This is a genomic window from Rhizobium sp. RU35A, from assembly GCF_900156005.1.
GTDB classification, from domain to species: Bacteria; Pseudomonadota; Alphaproteobacteria; order Rhizobiales; family Rhizobiaceae; genus Neorhizobium; species Neorhizobium straminoryzae.
In genome coordinates, this window is sequence record NZ_FTMR01000019.1 from 32169 (window position 1) to 49480 (window position 17312).

General features: G+C 62.9%; 18 protein-coding genes. 14 read left to right on the forward strand and 4 right to left on the reverse strand.

What is annotated here, in order from left to right:
* Positions 1-10: 10 nt before the first annotated feature.
* From F3H95_RS25450 to F3H95_RS25460, 3 genes are all read right to left on the reverse strand, one after another.
* Positions 11-1663 (reverse strand): ABC transporter substrate-binding protein, encoded by a 1653-nt coding sequence (locus tag F3H95_RS25450; protein WP_149748013.1) that lies wholly within the window; start codon positions 1661-1663, stop codon positions 11-13.
* Positions 1664-2554: 891 nt separating this feature from the next.
* Entirely contained in the window at positions 2555-3547 is a 993-nt protein-coding gene (locus tag F3H95_RS25455) for an aldo/keto reductase (RefSeq protein ID WP_149748014.1), read from the reverse strand.
* A gap of 99 nt (positions 3548-3646) precedes the next feature.
* Positions 3647-4423, reverse strand: a complete 777-nt coding sequence (locus F3H95_RS25460; RefSeq protein WP_149748015.1) for an SDR family oxidoreductase — start codon at positions 4421-4423, stop codon at positions 3647-3649.
* Positions 4424-4534: 111 nt separating this feature from the next.
* On the opposite strand from F3H95_RS25460, the gene F3H95_RS25465 reads away from it, so the two are divergent.
* From F3H95_RS25465 to F3H95_RS25500, 9 genes are all read left to right on the forward strand, one after another.
* Positions 4535-5455, forward strand: a complete 921-nt coding sequence (locus F3H95_RS25465) for a LysR family transcriptional regulator (RefSeq protein ID WP_149748016.1) — start codon at positions 4535-4537, stop codon at positions 5453-5455.
* A gap of 155 nt (positions 5456-5610) precedes the next feature.
* Positions 5611-5868, forward strand: coding sequence for a hypothetical protein (locus F3H95_RS25470; protein WP_149748017.1), 258 nt, complete (start codon positions 5611-5613; stop codon positions 5866-5868).
* A 140-nt stretch (positions 5869-6008) separates the two neighbouring features.
* Positions 6009-6260 carry a hypothetical protein gene (locus F3H95_RS25475; protein WP_149748018.1) on the forward strand — a complete coding sequence of 84 codons (252 nt, stop codon included), beginning with the start codon at positions 6009-6011 and terminating at the stop codon, positions 6258-6260.
* A 102-nt stretch (positions 6261-6362) separates the two neighbouring features.
* Positions 6363-6920 carry a flavodoxin family protein gene (locus F3H95_RS25480; protein ID WP_142880727.1) on the forward strand — a complete coding sequence of 186 codons (558 nt, stop codon included), beginning with the start codon at positions 6363-6365 and terminating at the stop codon, positions 6918-6920.
* Positions 6921-7210: 290 nt separating this feature from the next.
* Positions 7211-7348: a hypothetical protein gene (locus F3H95_RS27315; protein WP_185969692.1), complete on the forward strand. Its 138-nt coding sequence runs from the start codon at positions 7211-7213 to the stop codon at positions 7346-7348.
* Positions 7349-7422: 74 nt separating this feature from the next.
* Entirely contained in the window at positions 7423-7887 is a 465-nt protein-coding gene (locus F3H95_RS25485; RefSeq protein WP_149748019.1) for a cyclophilin-like fold protein, read from the forward strand.
* 46 nt (positions 7888-7933) lie between these two features.
* The gene (locus F3H95_RS25490; protein WP_185969694.1) at positions 7934-8287 is read left to right on the forward strand and encodes a cyclophilin-like fold protein; all 354 of its coding nucleotides are present in this window, start codon (positions 7934-7936) and stop codon (positions 8285-8287) included.
* Positions 8288-8302: 15 nt separating this feature from the next.
* Complete coding sequence (locus F3H95_RS25495; protein ID WP_149748021.1) at positions 8303-9322, forward strand: zinc-dependent alcohol dehydrogenase family protein; 1020 nt, start codon at positions 8303-8305, stop codon at positions 9320-9322.
* 10 nt (positions 9323-9332) lie between these two features.
* The gene (locus tag F3H95_RS25500) at positions 9333-9728 is read left to right on the forward strand and encodes a cupin domain-containing protein (protein WP_142880730.1); all 396 of its coding nucleotides are present in this window, start codon (positions 9333-9335) and stop codon (positions 9726-9728) included.
* Between the two features lie 42 nt (positions 9729-9770).
* Here the strand turns inward: F3H95_RS25500 and F3H95_RS25505 are convergent, their stop codons facing one another.
* Positions 9771-10664: a LysR family transcriptional regulator gene (locus F3H95_RS25505; protein ID WP_142880731.1), complete on the reverse strand. Its 894-nt coding sequence runs from the start codon at positions 10662-10664 to the stop codon at positions 9771-9773.
* Between the two features lie 343 nt (positions 10665-11007).
* Between F3H95_RS25505 and F3H95_RS25510 the strand changes: the two genes are divergently transcribed.
* From F3H95_RS25510 to F3H95_RS25530, 5 genes are all read left to right on the forward strand, one after another.
* On the forward strand, positions 11008-11454 hold the full coding sequence (locus F3H95_RS25510) for a (2Fe-2S)-binding protein (protein WP_142880732.1): 447 nt from the start codon (positions 11008-11010) through the stop codon (positions 11452-11454).
* Positions 11455-11465: 11 nt separating this feature from the next.
* A complete protein-coding gene (locus F3H95_RS25515) occupies positions 11466-13712 on the forward strand; it encodes a xanthine dehydrogenase family protein molybdopterin-binding subunit (RefSeq protein ID WP_149748022.1) in 2247 nt (748 codons plus the stop codon).
* 313 nt (positions 13713-14025) lie between these two features.
* Positions 14026-15135, forward strand: coding sequence for a cytochrome c (locus F3H95_RS25520; protein WP_348530092.1), 1110 nt, complete (start codon positions 14026-14028; stop codon positions 15133-15135).
* A gap of 99 nt (positions 15136-15234) precedes the next feature.
* Entirely contained in the window at positions 15235-15618 is a 384-nt protein-coding gene (locus F3H95_RS25525) for a c-type cytochrome (RefSeq protein WP_149748024.1), read from the forward strand.
* 304 nt (positions 15619-15922) lie between these two features.
* A complete protein-coding gene (locus F3H95_RS25530) occupies positions 15923-17134 on the forward strand; it encodes an MFS transporter (RefSeq protein WP_149748025.1) in 1212 nt (403 codons plus the stop codon).
* Positions 17135-17312: the final 178 nt, after the last annotated feature.

Below are 17312 nucleotides of genomic sequence, written 5' to 3' on the forward strand. Positions count from 1 at the left end.
ACAGCCGGCATCATTTGCTTTTGAAGGCCGTGTAGTAGCTTGCATAGGCGACGCCGTTGTAGACTTCGCCCTTCAGCGTCGGCGACTGCACATAGATGCGCTGCACGATCTGGGTGCGGGGAATGAAGTAGCCCTGTTCGAGCACATATTTCTGCAGCTCGTTCAGCAGCGGATTGCGCACGTCGGTCGAGGCGGCGCCAGCGATCTTGTCGCGAAGCTCGTTCAGCGTCTTGTCGCTGTCGTCCAGATTGAACCAGTTTTCGCCATTGTTCGCATTGGTCAGGATGCTGGCGATGGTGCCCGCATCGATGAAGCTGCGCGTCACTTCATAGGCCGGCACGGTCGGCCCGCCATATTTCACCCGGTCCGTGAAGGTGACGACATCATAGGTGCGGATGTCCACCTTCCAGCCGATTTTGCCGAGCTGCTGGGCAATCAGTTCATCGATGGCCTTTGCGGTGGCAAGATACGGATTGGAATAGAGAGTGAGCGTCAACGGCTTGCCGTTCTTCGCCCTCACGCCATCTGCCCCCTTCACCCAGCCCGCTTCGTCCAGAAGCTTTTCCGCCTTGGCCGGATCATAGGCCAGCAGAGCGGACTGGTCCGTAGCGCCGGGCACATTGCTCTGGATGAAGGACGTCGCCAGCTTCCAGTCGGGGGTATAGACCGTATCGATGATCTCCTGGCGGTTGATCGCGGCCTGCAGGGCCTGACGCACCTTCACGTCGTTATAGGGTTCAAGCTTCGTATTGATCGCCCAGCCATTGACGAAGCCGAGATAGCGGGGTGTCGCAATGGTGAAACCCTCATCCTTCAGGGACTTCAGTTCCTGGGGGGAGGCATTGTAGGCGACATCGGCCTGAGCGGACTGGACGGCGGACACCCGCAGCGAGGGTTCGCTGACGATCTTGTAGGTGATTCTGTCGAGGTAGGCCGGCCCCGTATGGCCGACGGCGGGCGGCCCCCAGTTATAGTCCTTGCGCTTGACCAGCGTGACGTGATCGCCTTCCTTCCAGGATTCCACCACATAGGGACCACTGCCGGAAGTCTTGCCGAGATCGGCCTGTTGTGTTGCCGGCTGGGCCAGCGTCTTGGGTGAGATCAGGATCGAGCCATGGTAGCCAAGCGTCGGGATGAAGCCGAGCGTCGGCTTCTTGAACGTCACCTTGACGGTCTGCGCGTCGATGACCTCGGCGCGATCATAGGTCTTCGGGAAAAGGGCGATCGGGTTGATGCCTTCGTTCTTGCGCCCGGCATACCAGATGTCCAGATTGGCGACGACCGCAGCGGCATCCAGCGGCGTGCCGTCGGAGAAGGTCACGCCCTTCTTGAGATGCAGCGTAAACTCGGTCGCCTCCGCGTTCTGCTCCCAGCGCTCCGCAAGCCACGGGCTCACCTTGCCATCCGCGTCAACGTAGACCAGCTTGTCCGTGACATGCCCCCAGATGTGACCCTGGAAGCTGGAGATCGCGCTGTTGTTGGGGATCCACGTCCCGCCGAGCGAGTCGATCAGAAAGACAATGTCGCCGCCATTGCGCGGATCGTCCGCGCTCAGCGCCGGATTGACGCCGGCGAAGGTCACCGCTCCGGCGACAACGAGCGCGGAGCCGGCGATCAGCAGGCGGCGGCGGGAGAGAGAAACGAGTTTTGCAAAATTTGACATGTAAATCCTGGCCTTCGAGTGGCAGATCAAGGGAAGAATGCGCGATGCCCTTGCGGCGGCGGCGCTGTGTTCAATCGGTACGTCAACCCGGGCAACAGGTGCAGGATCGAGCCAAGTCGAAGGTCGGGCGAGGCGCTTTCGGCATTTTTCCTCCTGGCATATCCAAGTTGAACCAATGCTCTGAGCGTAGCGATGCGATCACCGGGAGAGAAAGACTGGTTATTCTTTTTCTATGGTTTCTATAGAATATATTGGCGCGTTTCCGGCGAGGCGTTGATTGGTCGTGCTAGGGTTGCGACTCAATCACTTTGCCCACCGCAATCATGATTGCGGCGAGGATGACGGCGGCTGAGCCGTTGTTGGCGAGTTCGTCGTCTCTTGTCGCGATGCGCCGCCAGTCCTTCAGGCGGCAGACAATCCTCGCGATGATGTTTCCGGCTTTGTCGGCCGGCTTTACACAAGGGGTGAGCGCTTGCGTGAGCGCGTGACCCGCGCGGCAGGTTGGTCCGAATTCTCTGATTGGAGCAGCCTGGCTTCAACGGCCCCCATCAGAGAAGATCCCGGATCTGCTGGCAGGCACAACGTTGTGGTCACGACGAACAAGCGTGACGCAGGCAACCGGCAGAGGCGCCGGAAGCCGGTTTGCCCGGAGGATCGGAGAGGGTAGGTATTTTCCCTCTCGACAACGCACGGGTGCTGACATCGGCGCGTCAATCCGCCACCACATCCCCGATGCCGAGACCGTGTCGGAAAGCCAACCCGCCACAACCTGTTGCGGGTCGGTGGTGCCTCGCCATGGATTGGTCGGTTTACGTCACGGCACGAGAACCGTCGCGCGCCTGTCCCGTTGCTGCTGCGACATTTGCCAGCGCCGGCTGCGCAGGCCGGACCCTACCAGCGCTGGTGGACATGCGGGGCGATGCGGTCGTGATAGAGCGCGCGGACCCTTTCCATGACGTCGGCCGGGATCGGCGGCAGGGCGCTCGCCCCCGCATTGGCAATTGCCTGGTCGCGGCTCTTGGCGCCGGGGATGACGACGGAGACGGCGTGTTCCATGAGGATCCAGCGGAGCGCGAACTGCGCCATGGAGGCGTTGCCGGGAATGAGCGCCTGCAGTTCCTCGACGGCCTCCAGCGCAACCTCGAACGGCACGCCGGAGAAGGTTTCGCCGACATCGAATGCCTCGCCATGGCGGTTGAAGTTGCGGTGATCGTCTGCGGCAAAGGCCGTGTCCTTGCGCATTTTGCCCGTCAGGACGCCGCTCGCCAGCGGAACGCGCACGATGACGCCGACATCGCGTCGCGCTGCCTCCTGGAAGAACAGGTCGGCGGGACGGTGCCGGAACATGTTGAAGATGATCTGCACGGTCGAGACGTTCGGATAGGCAATCGCCTTCAGAGCCTCCTCCACTTTCTCGACGGAGACGCCATAGAAGCGGACTTTGCCGGCCGCAATCAGATCGTCCATCGCACCGAACACCTCTGGACGGTAGTAGACTTCGGTCGGCGGGCAGTGGAGTTGGACAAGGTCGAGCGCATCGACACCGAGGTTGGAAAGGCTTCGGTCAACGAAGGCCTCGAGATTGGCCCTGGTGTATCCCTCCGCCACATGCGGGCTGAGGCGGCGGCCGGCCTTTGTCGCAACAACCGGTCGCTCGCCGCCGCGCTCCTTCAGGACATCGCGGATGATGCGTTCGGAGCGGCCGTCGCCGTAGACGTCGGCGGTGTCGATGAAGGTCATGCCGGCGTCGAGGGCGGCATGGACGCTGGCACGGGCATCGGCTTCGTCGACGTCTCCCCAGGATCCGCCGATCGCCCAGGCGCCGAAGCCGATTTCCGAGATGTTCCAGTTGGTCCGGCCGAGACGCCGTGAAGTGATGGTCATGACTTATGCTCCTGAGAATGAGGCCGACATGTTCAACGACGCGCCCTTTGGCGGCGCACGCCGGCAGATCGGAAGGTGTGAGAGTGCGGAAGGCCGGCGTCAGGGCATCAACTGTCCGCCGTTCACCTCGATAATCTGCCCCGTGATGTAGCCGGACAAAAGCGGTGAGGCCAGGAAGAGATAGGCGCCCACGCATTCGTCCGGCGTGCCGACGCGGCCCATCGGAACGCTCTGCCGCTGGGCGTCCAGCAGTTCCGGACTGGTATAGCGGTCGTGAAATGGGGTCGCGACAATGCCGGGTGCGACGGCGTTGACGCGAATGCCTTCGCCGACGAACTCCTTCGCGTGGCCGCGCGTGATTGTCGAGACGAACCCCTTGGCGGCGGCGTAGAGGATTGCGCCGTTGCCGCCGCCGTTGCGTGCGGCGATCGATGTCGTGTTGATGACGAAGCCACCGCGGCGCTTCAGGAACGGCACGGCCGCCCGCGTTGCGGCCAGCACCGAGCGCGCGTTGAGGTCCATCACACGCGCGTAATGGGCGTCATCCAGTTCCGCCGTGGGTTTCCGGCCGAGCATACCGCCGGCGTTGTTGATAAGGCCGTCCAGACCCCCGAGCTTGTCCGCTGCCGCCTCGACCACGCGTTCGCTCTCACCGGGGCGGGACATGTCGCCCTGCACGAGAACCGCCTCGCCCCCAGCCTGACGGATCGTGGTGAGAAGGGCTTCGGCAGCCGCAGCACTTTCGTTGTAGTGAATGGCCACCTTCGCCCGCTGCGCGGCAAACGCCCTGGCCACCGCGGCACCGATGCCGGTGGAGGCCCCTGTCACGAGAACGGCCCTGTCGGCCAAGTCCGGGATCGTCAGCGCATCCCACATGGGGACCTCCTTCGCATGTGTTCTCCAGCCAAGGAACCTACGCCTTGCCGTCGCGGATACAATCACTTATCCTTGCATGACATTCAACGATACGATGAATTTGATTACTTCATGCCGCCGTTTCTGAGGTCCGAGCTGCCGGATTTGGCAGCCTTCTCCATCGTGGTGCGGCGCCGCAGCTTCAAGGCGGCGGCGATCGAGCTGGGGATCACGACATCTGCCCTCAGCCATGCGATCCGCCGGCTTGAGGAGCGCCTCGGCGCCAAGCTCCTCAACCGCACAAGCCGAAGCGTTGCCCCGACGCCTGCGGGGCTCCGCTTCGCCGAGCGCCTGGAGGCGGGGTTCGACGAGATCGGCTCGGCCCTGTCGGAGATTGACGAGGTGCGCGCCGGCGCTTTCGGCGAGCTGCGCCTGAACATCCCTGCGGACGCCAGCCGCCTTGTGGTGAGCCCCGTCCTCGCCACCTTTCGAACGCGCTTTCCCGACATTCGGCTGACGGTCGTCGTTGAGAACCGCCCCATCGACATGGTGGCTGAGGGGTTTGATGCGGGGATACGATACGGGGATACCGTGCCGGAGGACATGATCGCGGTCGCGCTCACCGAGCCGCTGGAATGGGTCGTCGTCGGCGCGCCGGAATACCTCAAGGCACATGGCCGTCCGAGGGAGCCCGCCGATCTAGCCAGGCATTCCTGCCTGCGCCTCCTTCTGGGCGACAACTCGCCATTCCGCTGGGAGCTGGGCAACGGCGACGCCATGGTGCGGGTGGAGGTGCCCGGTAACTGCACGATCAGCGACACGCAGACCACCATCGATGCCGCCGTCGACGGTCTGGGGCTCGCCTATGTTCTGCGGCGGCGCGCGGAGGCCGAGATCAGGGCAGGGCGACTGGACGTGGTCATGCCTGAATGGTCGTCCATGGGCGCAGGCTTTCACATGTATTACCCCAGCCGCCGGCAAAACCACCCGGCGCTGCGCCAGATGATCGAGCTGATCCGGGCCAGCGAAGGCCTGCCGCCGCTGGTACGATGAGTAGGACCAAGTGTCGATGATAGGGCCCCGTAGGATCGGTGCGACCGGGCTTTCTGGCTGGCATCGGTCTTCGCGCCGCGCCTGGCCAGAAACCGGCAATAAGCCATCCTGTGGGTCCCTATCATCGACATTTGCTATAAGGTCAGGGAGGGCGTTTGCTGGATCGCCCACCTGCCAATTGCGTGGATCTGGAGGGGCCCGACAGGCTCTGCAAACGGCGCAATAACGGCGAGACATCGCGACGATTTGAGTCTCTTGATCTCGGCCCGGCAGCTTTCAAGTTGCTCCGCCCGTCATGGGGCGATTTTTTTGCCTTCGCGCTGGCAGCATCGATTGTCTTGGCAAAGGTTGCCCTCGTTGCCGTCAAGCGCTCGGAATTTGCGGACCACCGGTTCGAATTCCTTCAGGGCTGAGTAGACCTTGGAATTGTATACGGTCACTGCGGATTGATGAGAAGGATCCATAAGGCTCATCGATGGCAACGCTCTAATCATCGCTGGCGCCATTCCTTAGGTTGAGCACAGAAGCTCGGCCGACAGAAGGAAGCGCCGCCGTGAAGACATCTCTTCCACCCATCTTTCAGAATGACGTCGATGGGCATCTGATGATCGGGCGCCGTCATTGGCCGGTGATGACCGGCGCTGGCATCGCTGCGGCGCGTGCCACCACCGCGACGGGTGCTGCCGATGCGCAGGCGCAAGGCTCACGTGAAACCTGTTCACCGGCGAAAGCGGTGACGCACCGGGCAATATTGCCTCGCCCGACGCCTGATCACGCCGATTGGCTCCTGCGGATACAGTCTTGAGCAAAGCCATCGGCATGCCCGCTTTTTGAATTCCCTGAAACACCATTCGTCAACAGGTAGCGCCGCATCGGCTGATACCTCGCTGACCTGAAGGAGATGAACATGCACGTCGCAGTGGTTTATGACAGTGGCTATGGCCATACCAGGAAACAGGCCGAGGCCGTCGCGTCCGGCGCCGCGCGGATCGAAGGGGTAACGGTCGCGCTTGTCGCGCTGGCAGACGGCGAGCCTGACTGGGCGGCGATCGAAGCCGCCGATGCGGTCATCTTCGGTTCCCCCACCTATAACGGCACGATCTCCGCGCGCTTCAAGGCCTTCATGGAAGCGTCAACCCGCCAGGCATGGGTTCCCCAGACATGGCGCAACAAGATCGCAGCGGGCTTCACCAATTCTGGCTCCTGGCACGGCGACAAGCTGAATTCGCTGGTGACGCTCGCCCTGTTTGCGGCCCAGCACGGTATGATTTGGACCGGCCTTGATCTCTTCCCCGGCCATTCCGATGAGGCCAGGAACCGGATTGGCGGCTGGCTGGGCGCGATGGCCTATTCCAAGGATGAGCCGCCGGAGCTATCGCCGATCAGGAGCGATCTCGACACGGCCGCCTATCTGGGCGAGCGTGTCGCGAGGATTGCATCGCAGTTCGCACGCGGTGCGGAGTGAGGAGCCAGATGCCGATGCCGATGACCGGGGTCGGGGTCAGGCATCGCGCAGGCGCGAACGTGCGCCACGCCGCCCATCTTGCCCGTGCATGAACCGACATCAGCCTGTCCAGGCCTGCATTCGGCGTGCCGGATGGGCCGTCAGCTGCTTCGGGCAATGGGATCATTCATGAAGAGAGTTCATGGCCATGTACGGATCCCACGGGCTAATGCCGTGTATGTTCCTTTGGTAATGTTCATCCACACCACGCGCCGGCATCAGCCGCACTCTCGCTACGCCAAGGAGATGATATGTTCTACGATCCGGATGACTACGCCGTGGGCTGGCGACGCATGGGGGCTGGCTATGCCGTTGCAGTCATGACGCTCCTGGGCTTCCTCATGCTCGATATCGTTTGCTGCATGATGTGCCCCCCGATCCAGGTGTAGTGCGACGGCAGAGCGCTGATCGGCTGCAACCTGCATGCCGATCAAGATTGGCATCACTGTTCAGGGTCTCAACGATGGTCACCACCAGTCGCGACATCTCCCGGCTTGTTTGCGCGCTCGTCTTTTCCGTCATGACGACCTTCGGTCCTGCACTGGCCGAGAGCCGCCCGTCCGTGGTCGGCACGGTCGTTCGATTTACCGCAGGCGCGGCCTCGGTCGATGTCACCATCGGGGAGAATAATCCGACAGTGCGGGACTTCCTGTCGCTCCTGCCGTTGACGATGAAGCTCGAGGAGTTCGCCGGCCGTGAGAAGATCGGCTATTTCTCCCGGAAGCTGACGGTGAAAGGCTCCAAGGGGTCGGATCCGGAAGACGGTGATCTCATCTACTTCGTGCCATGGGGCAATCTCGGTTTCTACTACAACGCCTCGGGCATCGGCTACTCGGACCAGACGATCCATATCGGCAAGTATCGGGCCACGCCTGCCGAACTCGCCCGATTTGAGGGCCAGTCGGTGACCGTTGCAATCGTCCAGTAGGCGTAGATTAACAAGAAGGCAGTGGGTTCGAAGAAGGAATGCATCGTTGATCAGCCTGACCATTGGCACTCTCCAGATCCGTGCCGAACTGGAGCAGCACGCCGCCGCACGTGAATTCAAAAATCTCCTGCCACTGAGCCTCGCGATGGAGGATTATGTCGGCAAAGAAAAGATCGGTTTCCTGCCACAGAAACTCGCTACCCAGGGGATGCAGCCTTATGACGGCGAGGCGGTGGGCGATCTGGCCTACTACGCGCCCTGGGGCAATATCGCCATCTTCTATCGGCCCTATCGCTTTTCCCGTGGCCTTGTACGGCTCGGCCATCTGCTCGACCCGCTCGAACCTCTTCTCATCGACCACCCGTTCACACTCACGATCAAGGCCGAACTGGCCGCATAACCAGGAGGAAGGCCCATGCGCGCAACCGTTCTTCATAGCCCCGGCGACATCCGTTGCGACGACGTTGCCGATCCCGTCATCGAGAAGCCGACGGATGCCATCATCAAGCTGTCGGCCTCGTGCATCTGCGGGTCGGATCTCTGGCCCTATCGCGGCCTGCAGAACAGCACTGGCCCGATGCATATGGGCCACGAATATTGCGGCATCGTGGTGGAGGTCGGCAGTGCGGTGAAGACCGTGCGCCCCGGCCAGTTCGTCGTCGGCTCCTTCTGCCTGTCGGACAACACCTGTCCGCACTGCCGTTTCGGCTTTCCCTCCTCCTGCGAACAGCGTGAATTCATGTCCGGTGCCCAGGCACCCTATGCAAGGGTACCCCTTGCCGACGGGACCCTGGTCGCAACCGACGAGATTCCAGCAGACGATCTGATCCCCAGCCTGCTTGCTACATCCGATGTTTTGGGTACGGGTTGGTATGCGGCCGATGCCGCGCGCGTTCAGCCGGGTTGCACCGCCGTCGTCGTCGGGGATGGTGCTGTCGGGCTGATGGGTGTTCTGTCTGCCAAGCAGATGGGAGCCGAGCGGATCATCGCCATGAGCCGTCACAAGTCCCGGCAGGATCTGGCGCTGGAATACGGTGCGACGCACATCATCTCGGAACGCGGTGACGCGGGTGTCGCGCGGATCAAGGAACTCACGAAGGGCGTCGGCGCCGATTCCGTGCTGGAATGCGTCGGCACGCAGGAATCCATGATGCAGGCCCTCAACTGCGCCCGGCCGGGTGGCGCCATCGGCTTTGTCGGCGTTCCGCATGGCGTGCAACTGGACGGGCAGGGCCTCTTCTTCGCGCAGAAGAGCCTGATGGGTGGACCGGCGCCCGTCCGCCGCTATCTGCCTTATCTGATGGACCTCGTCCTCAGCCGCACCATCAATCCGGGCCGCGTCTTCGATCTGGAGGTGCCGCTCGAGGATGTGGCCGAGGGCTACAGGGCGATGGATGAACGGCGTGCCATCAAGACGCTCCTCAGGCTACAGTAAGGGAAAAAACATGCTTATTCGACGCGCAGGCACTCAACCCTCCGGAAAGGGACCGAGCGAATGGTTCACCGGTACGGTGCGGATCGACCCGCTGTTTCCGGTTTCCGCGCCCGCCCGGGCGGCGGGCAACACCGTCACCTTCGAACCCGGCGCCCGCACTGCTTGGCACACCCATCCGCTGGGGCAGGTGCTGATCGTCACGGCCGGTCTTGGCCGGGTCCAGCGGGAAGGTGGACCCGTCGAAGAGATCCGTCCGGGTGATGTCGTCTGGTTCGAGCCCGGCGAGAAGCACTGGCATGGTGCCGGCCCCACGACGGCCATGACGCACATCGCCATCCAGGAATCCCTGGAAGGGAAGGCTGTCGACTGGCTTGAGCATGTAACCGACGCAGACTATGGGGCGTAAGGTCTCCTCATTCGTCCTCCCCGATGTGCCGCCGTGACTGCCTCAGTCGCGGTGGCGCAGCGCATTGACCAAAGCCGTGAAGGCGGGTGAAGACTGCCGGCGACTGGGGTAATAGAGGTGATAGCCATCCCACGGCGGTGTCCAGTCTTCGAGTACCCGCAGCAGGCGACCATCCGCCAAATAAGGCTCGGCCACATCCTCGGGGACGAAGGCAAGTCCGAAGCCTTCCGCCGCCGCCAGGATGGATTGGTAGCAGGTGTTGGAGGCAAGTTGTCCTTCCACCCGTATGCGTGTTTCCTGACCGTCCTTCTCGAACTCCCAGATCCAGAAGCCGCCGAAGGTCGGCAGCCGCTCGTTGATGCAGGTGTGGCGAACCAGATCCTGCGGGTGCAGCGGAGGCGGGTTCTGCGCAAAATAGGAAGGGGCACCCACCACCGCAAACGGGAAATCGGGGCTGATCCGGGCCGAGATCATGTCCTTTGCCAGTTGCTCGCCCATGCGAACACCGGCATCGAAGCGTTCGGTGACGATATCCGTCAGGCCGTTATCGCGGATCAGTTCGACCTTGATGTCCGGGTAATCCTTGAGGAAGGTTCGAAGCTTGGGCCACAGGATCCAGGTGATCGCGTGGTCGGAGGCTGTGATGCGGATGCTGCCGGCGGGCCGTTCCCGCCAGGCGCTCAGCGCATCGAGTTCCGCCTCGATCTCGTCAAAATGGGTGCTGATACCGTCGAGCAGGCGCTGACCCGCCTCGGTAGCGGAGACGGCGCGGGTGGTGCGCGTGAGCAACCGCACGCCAAGCCGCGCTTCCAACTGGCGAAGCGTATGGCTGAGGGCCGATTGCGAGACGCCCATCTTGGCCGCCGCCTTGGTAAAGCTGCGTTCGCGCGCAACCGCAATGAAGGCCAGCAGATCGTTGATGTTTTCGCGGGCCATTTATGAATCCTCTTCATTCACGCCAATATATTATATCTGAATTGCGCATGAAGGGTGAAGTGCAAATGCAGATCACGCGCTCTTGGACGAATGGATGCCAGGCAGCGGCGTCTGCACGCTCTGGATCGCCCCTTCATTCATCCGTCCGGCGCCTCGCCATTCATGAGCCCCCTTCATGAGTATAACTCATGCCGGAGCGCTAATGTTGCCGGTCGGTCGGGTATAGACTGATCACCGATACTGTCTGTTCTCCGCTACCAGGCGCCTTTCTTGGCCGGAGGATGAGATGCCTCGGTGCGCCGCACCGGCGGCAATGCCGGTCAACGTTTTCAGGGAGATGGCCATGCAGCTTACCATCAACGGGCAATCGCATCAGGTGGACATCGAGCCGGATACGCCGCTTCTCTGGGTCCTTCGCGACACGCTTGGACTGACGGGCACGAAATATGGCTGCGGCCTTGCCCAGTGCGGAGCCTGCACGGTGCTGATCGACGGTCAGGCGACGCGGGCCTGCGTCACGCCGGTCGAAAGCGTCGCCGGCACCGAGATCGTGACGATCGAGGCGATCACCGGGGATGCCGAAGGACGCAGGGTCGTTGAAGCTTGGGTCGATCATCAGGTTCCGCAATGCGGCTATTGCCAGTCCGGCCAGGTGATGGCGGCGACGGCGCTTCTCAAACAGACGCCCCAACCGACCGAGGAAGACATTGCCGCGGCAATGATCAACCTCTGTCGGTGCGGCACCTACAATGCCATCGCGTCTGCCGTTCGGCAGGCCGCCAAAGCGTGAGGGAGGCCAGCATGAACGACATGACACCGATCAACGCGTCCCAAAACTCCGACGGGCAGGCGGGACTGCTCAATCTCTCGCGCCGTCGATTTCTGGGTGTCTCGGCAGGAGCGCTGGTGCTGGGCGTCGCTTTGCCGTCTGGCGCCGGGCGCGCCCTGGCACAGGCCGCCGCACCCGCCGTTGTGGCCGGCACGCGGGTAAACGCCTATATCGAGATCCGGCCGGACAGTACCGTCCTGTTCCGGAGTGCCTTCATCGAGGGAGGGCAGGGCATCTTTACTGCGATGGCGCAGATCGTCGGCGAGGAACTCGACGTTGATCCCGCGCGCTTCGTGGTCGAGGCCGCTCCCCCCGGCCCCGATTATCTGCTGATCGGCGGCTTCCGCTTTACCGGTGGCAGCATGTCGGTGCGCATGAGCTACGAAAAGATGCGCAAGCTCGGGGCGAGCGCCCGCCTGATGGTGATGCAGGCCGCCGCCGCACGAATGAACGTGCCGGTGCCGGAGCTGACGACCGAGCCTGGCCGCGTCCTCCATGCTGCGTCCGGGCGGGCCCTGAGCTATGGCGAACTCGCGCAGGATGCCGCGGCATTGGCGGTACCCGCCGACGCGCCGCTCAGAGCAAAATCGGATTTCCGCTGGATCGGCAAACCTCTTGCGCGGCTCGACGTGCGCGACAAGTCCACCGGCAAGGCGAAGTATGCCATCGATCTTCGTGTGGACGGCATGCTCTATGCCGCTGTCCAGCATGCCCGCCATCTGGGCGCAGAGCCGCAGACGATCACCAATGAAGCCCAGGTTCTCGCCATGCCGGGCGTGCATTCCGTTCACCGTCTGCCAGGCGCTGTGGGTGTCGTTGCCGATAGCTGGTGGCGCGCGCGCCGGGCGGCGGAAAGCCTTCAGGTCACCTGGGCGGCTGCGCCGCAGGGCACAAGGGGGGCGATGCCGGAAGACTATTCGACGGAACGTCACCGGGAGGGGCTGAAGGCCATGACCGGAGACGGTCTTGAAGCCGAAGCCTCCGGCGATACCACCAAGGCTCTGGCCAGCGCCAAGACCATCATCGAGGCGACCTATGACGCACCGCATCTCGCGCATGCGCAGCTGGAGCCACCCTCGGCGCTGGCGCGCTGGAACGACGACGGCACGCTGGAGCTTTGGGCGCCCAACCAGGCGCCGGAAATGTTTCAGGGCGCCGCGGCAAAGGTTGCCGGCATCGATCCGTCCAGGGTCATCATCCATTCGCCGCTGCTCGGCGGCTTCTTCGGCCGACACTTTCTCTATGCCTCGGCCAACCCGTTCCCGCAGGCCATCCTGCTGTCGAAAGCGGTCGGAAGGCCGGTCAAGCTGGTCTGGAGCCGCGAAGAGGAGTTCCTGCGCGATGCGCTCCGCCCCATGGCGGTCGCCCGCTTCCGGGCTGGCCTGGACGAGAAGGGCATGCCCGTTGCCCTGAGCGCGATTGCGGTGGGCGAGGGGGCGACAGGCCGCTGGTTCGGCCGTCAGCCGGACAAGGTAGACAGCTCCGCCGTGGAAGGCATTGCCGGAAAGCTCTACGCCATCCCCAATCACCGCGTCGGCCACATCCATGTCGATGATCCCGCGGTCATCGGCTTCTGGCGCTCCGTCGGCCATTCGATGAACGACTTCTTCTACGAGACGTTTTTCGATGAAATGGCCGATGCCGGAAAACAGGACCCTTACGACCTGCGCCATCGGCTGCTTGCCGAAAGCCCGCGCCAGCGGAAGCTTCTCGAGGCGGTGGCGGATCTCTCCGGCGGCTGGAAACGCGGCCCCTACCAGGCGGAAGACGGCACCCGGCGTGCCCGCGGCGTCGCCATGGCGTCCCCTTTCGGCAGCGAGGTTGCGACCATCGCGGAAGTCTCCTTGCGCGGTGAGGAGGCGGTGGTCCATCAGGTCTGGGTGGCCGTCGATCCCGGCAGCATCGTCAATCCGGCGATCGTCGAGGCACAGATCAATTCCGCAGTCGCGATCGGTCTTTCCATCGCACTGATGGAAGAGGTGGTCTACGAGGAGGGAGTGCCGCGCGCCCGCAATTATGACGGTTATCCCATCCTGCCGCCCGACAGGATGCCGAAGGTGCATGTCCGCATCGTCGAAAGCGGTGCGCCCATGGGCGGCATCGGCGAACCCGGCGTTCCGGGCGTTCCCCCAGCGGTGGTCAACGCTCTGGCGGTGCTGACGGGCAGGCGGGTGCGCAGCCTGCCGCTGTCACGGGCTTCGCTTGCCGGCAGCATCTGAGCCGCGCTGCAAACCGGCTTCGAGCCGGGCAAAAGACAAAACTCCCGCCTGTGTCGGTTCTGCCGGCACGGGTCCGTTCCTCATGTGATGGGTGGGCTTTCGCTTGAAACGTCTTGGTCTCTTTGTTGCAGTCGTCGCTGTCGTGGGCGCCGGAAGCGCGTGGTTTGCGACCCATGTGCCGCGCTCGCCATTCGATGGAGAGGCGCGGCCAGCACCCGGTCCCCTGGCGCGGGGCGAATATGTTGCGCGTCTTTCCGATTGCGTCGCCTGCCATACCACGGAGCGCGGAAAGCCCTTTGCTGGCGGGTTGGCCATGGGAACGCCGCTCGGTGCGATCTACACGACCAATATCACGCCGGACAGGGAAACCGGCATCGGCAACTACACCTTGGCCGACTTCGACAATGCGGTGCGCCGGGGCGTGCGGGCTGATGGCACCCGCCTGTATCCGGCCATGCCACATCCGTCCTATGCCAAGATGAGCGATGACGACATCCGCGCGCTCTACGATTATTTCATGAACCACGTCCAGCCGGTCAGCCAGTCGAACCGCCCTGCGGATATCGCCTGGCCGCTCAACATGCGCTGGCCGCTCGCCTTCTGGAATGCCGCCTTCACCAGGCCCGGCGCCTATCAGGCGAAGACGACCGGTGACGATCTGTGGAACAGAGGCGCCTATCTGGTGCAGGGGCCCGGTCATTGCGGCAGCTGCCACACACCCCGTGGCGTGGCGATCCAGGAAGTGGCGCTGGATGAGGGTGATCCGCGCTATCTCTCCGGCGCGCTTCTGGACGGCTGGTATGCGCCGAGCCTGCGCAACGATCACAATACCGGTCTGGGTCGCTGGACCGAGGAAGACATCGTTTCCTACCTCAAGGACGGTCGCAACCAGCACGGTGTCGTGTTCGGTTCGATGCTGGAAGCCTTCAACAACTCCACCCAGTACATGAGCGATACGGATCTGAAGGGCATTGCCCGCTATCTCAAGTCGCTGCCCGGAGATCGGATGCGGGACGGTGAGCCCTGGCAGTATCAGCCCGTTGCTGCAGCGACGCCCCGCTCGGCCGGTCAGGCGATCTACGCAGCGCAATGTGCCACCTGTCACGGCGCCGATGGCCGGGGCCGTGCCGAATGGATCGCGCCGCTTGCCGGCGCCAGCTCGCTGCTGGCACCCGATCCTGCTTCTGCGATCAACATCACGCTGAACGGGGCCGGCCGCGTGGTCGCCGATGGTGTGACGGATGCCTATCGCATGCCGTCGCTGCGCTCCAAGCTGAGCGACCAGCAGATTGCCGAGGTTCTGACCTATGTCCGCGCGACCTGGGGCAATCGCGCTGCTCCGGTGACGGAGCAAGCGGTGAAGGCACTGCGGGCGCATACCGATCCGGCGAGCCCGGATCCGATCATTCTGCAGATGCGCTGATCGTGCCGGTGCACGCATGTCCTCCCGCTCTTTTTTGATATCCGGATTCCAGAAGGCCCGGATGTCAGATCCTGTTCGCCATGCTTGAAAGTTTCCGCAATGCGTCGATCCGTATCTGCCATCGCCGGTCTCTGTCTTCTGCTGTCGGTCGCCGTTGCTGCGGCGCAGACGCCTGCCTCTGAGCCCGCCAATGGCGAGACGCTGTTCCGGCAGCGGTGCGGCGCCTGCCATGAGGTTGCAACGCCCCGCAATGGGGTCGGGCCTCATCTGCAGGGTGTCGTCGGACGCGCCGCGGGAAGCGTCGGGGGCTATAATTACTCGCCGGCCATAAAGGGGTCCGGCATCGTGTGGAGTACGGATAACCTCGATGGTTTTCTCACCAATCCCGGTGCCATGGTGCGTGGTACGCGCATGACGCAGCGTTTCGCCAATGCGGCGGAGCGACAGGCGATCATCGAATTTCTTCAACAGAAGCAAGACTGAAATGCGTGATCCTGACGCTGCGGCGCTGGCTGGCCCACCACCGCGGCTCCCCTTTGGCGGCAATCGGTGTCTGCACAATAGATAAATCAGCCGCTTGCTGTGCCGGCAAACACCGGAACGGTTTTTCCACGCTGTTTCATGAGCCCCGTGCATAACCGCATCCGGCATCCGGCGGATTATCCCCCGGCATCACCTCCTCTATCTCGGTCCCATCTGTTTCCGTTCCGAATAGCGCGCGCCCGAGATCGCCTTCGGGTCGCGATAGCGATGTCCGGTACGGGTGAAACCCTGAAAGGATCGCTTCATGCTCAGCGACACGTCGCACGCCATCGATACACCGCAGCAATCCGCAAGGGGAGGGACCCGGAAGACCGCGGCATGGAGCGGCGTCTTCGCGTTGTCGCTAGCCGCCTTTGCCCTGATCGCCTCGGAATTCCTGCCGGTCAGCCTGCTGACGCCGATCGCCAGCAATCTGGCTGTCACCGAAGGCCAGGCAGGGCAGGCGATATCCGTCTCCGGTTTCTTCGCCGTCATCACCAGCCTGGTGATTGCATCCGTCATGGGACGCGCTGATCGCAAGACGATGCTGCTTATGCTGACAGGCGTCATGATGATTTCCGGAACCGTGGTTGCGCTCGCACCAAATTATGCCACGCTGATGATCGGTCGCGCGCTGATCGGCATTGTCATCGGCGGTTTCTGGTCGATGTCGGCTGCCACGGCCATGCGTCTTGTGTCGCCATCGCAGGTGCCGCGCGCGCTCTCGGTCTTGAACGGCGGCAATGCGCTCGCAACGGTGGTGGCTGCGCCACTCGGCAGCTATCTCGGTGCGCTGATCGGCTGGCGGTGGACGTTCTTCACCGTCGTGCCGGTGGCGCTCCTTGTCCTGGTCTGGCTCCTGGTCAGTCTGCCGCGTATGCCGATGGAGCATGGGCGAGCACAGATAAGCCCCCTGAAACTTCTCCGCCGTCCGGTGGTGGCAATCGGCATGCTCGGCGTTGGTCTGTTCTTCATGGGTCAGTTCACCCTCTTCACCTATCTTCGCCCCTATCTGGAGGGCAGCGTGCGGGTGAATGTGGAAACGCTGTCGCTCCTGCTGCTGTTGATCGGCGTGATGGGCGTATTTGGCACGGTCGTCATCGGCTTCGTCCTGTCACACGCACCGCGTCTGGTCCTTGTCGTCATTCCGGCCTTGATGGCCCTTGTCGGTCTTGCGTTGGTGTTCAGCGCAGCTTCGCTGGCTGTCACCGCTACCCTCCTGGCACTCTGGGGATTTCTGGCCACGGCTGCACCGGTCGCCTGGTGGACCTGGCTGACCCGAACGCTGCCCGATGACACAGAAGCGGGAGGCGGCCTGATGGTGGCGGTGATCCAGCTGGCGATCACGGCGGGAGCAGCCTTCGGTGGTCTTCTCTTTGATGCGTACGGGTTTTCGACGACGTTCATGGTTGCGGCGGCACTCCTGCTGCTGGCCGCAATGACTGCCGCCGTTCCAGTCTGGATTGCGCAAAGATAGCATCGTCGGACGTGGGGTGCGGTCCCGGACTCCAGTTCAGCGGAGGTGAAGAATATTCCATAATATATATTATCAGTAATTTTCATGTAGCCGCAAAGTTAGAATGTCCTGTTTCTGCAAAGTTGGAATGTCACACTCCCCGGCTCTGACAGTTGTCTGGGAGATTGCAGATGGGATT

Excerpts from the sequence above, each read along its gene's own strand:
- F3H95_RS25450 (WP_149748013.1), bottom strand. The coding sequence starts at position 1,663 with ATGTCAAATTTTGCAAAACTCGTTTCTCTCTCCCGCCGCCGCCTGCTG.
- F3H95_RS25455 (WP_149748014.1), bottom strand. The coding sequence starts at position 3,547 with ATGACCATCACTTCACGGCGTCTCGGCCGGACCAACTGGAACATCTCG.
- F3H95_RS25460 (WP_149748015.1), bottom strand. The coding sequence starts at position 4,423 with ATGTGGGATGCGCTGACGATCCCGGACTTGGCCGACAGGGCCGTTCTC.
- F3H95_RS25465 (WP_149748016.1), top strand. The coding sequence starts at position 4,535 with ATGCCGCCGTTTCTGAGGTCCGAGCTGCCGGATTTGGCAGCCTTCTCC.
- F3H95_RS25480 (WP_142880727.1), top strand. The coding sequence starts at position 6,363 with ATGCACGTCGCAGTGGTTTATGACAGTGGCTATGGCCATACCAGGAAA.
- F3H95_RS27315 (WP_185969692.1), top strand. The coding sequence starts at position 7,211 with ATGTTCTACGATCCGGATGACTACGCCGTGGGCTGGCGACGCATGGGG.
- F3H95_RS25485 (WP_149748019.1), top strand. The coding sequence starts at position 7,423 with ATGGTCACCACCAGTCGCGACATCTCCCGGCTTGTTTGCGCGCTCGTC.
- F3H95_RS25495 (WP_149748021.1), top strand. The coding sequence starts at position 8,303 with ATGCGCGCAACCGTTCTTCATAGCCCCGGCGACATCCGTTGCGACGAC.
- F3H95_RS25500 (WP_142880730.1), top strand. The coding sequence starts at position 9,333 with ATGCTTATTCGACGCGCAGGCACTCAACCCTCCGGAAAGGGACCGAGC.
- F3H95_RS25505 (WP_142880731.1), bottom strand. The coding sequence starts at position 10,664 with ATGGCCCGCGAAAACATCAACGATCTGCTGGCCTTCATTGCGGTTGCG.
- F3H95_RS25510 (WP_142880732.1), top strand. The coding sequence starts at position 11,008 with ATGCAGCTTACCATCAACGGGCAATCGCATCAGGTGGACATCGAGCCG.
- F3H95_RS25515 (WP_149748022.1), top strand. The coding sequence starts at position 11,466 with ATGAACGACATGACACCGATCAACGCGTCCCAAAACTCCGACGGGCAG.
- F3H95_RS25520 (WP_348530092.1), top strand. The coding sequence starts at position 14,026 with ATGGGAACGCCGCTCGGTGCGATCTACACGACCAATATCACGCCGGAC.
- F3H95_RS25525 (WP_149748024.1), top strand. The coding sequence starts at position 15,235 with ATGCGTCGATCCGTATCTGCCATCGCCGGTCTCTGTCTTCTGCTGTCG.
- F3H95_RS25530 (WP_149748025.1), top strand. The coding sequence starts at position 15,923 with ATGCTCAGCGACACGTCGCACGCCATCGATACACCGCAGCAATCCGCA.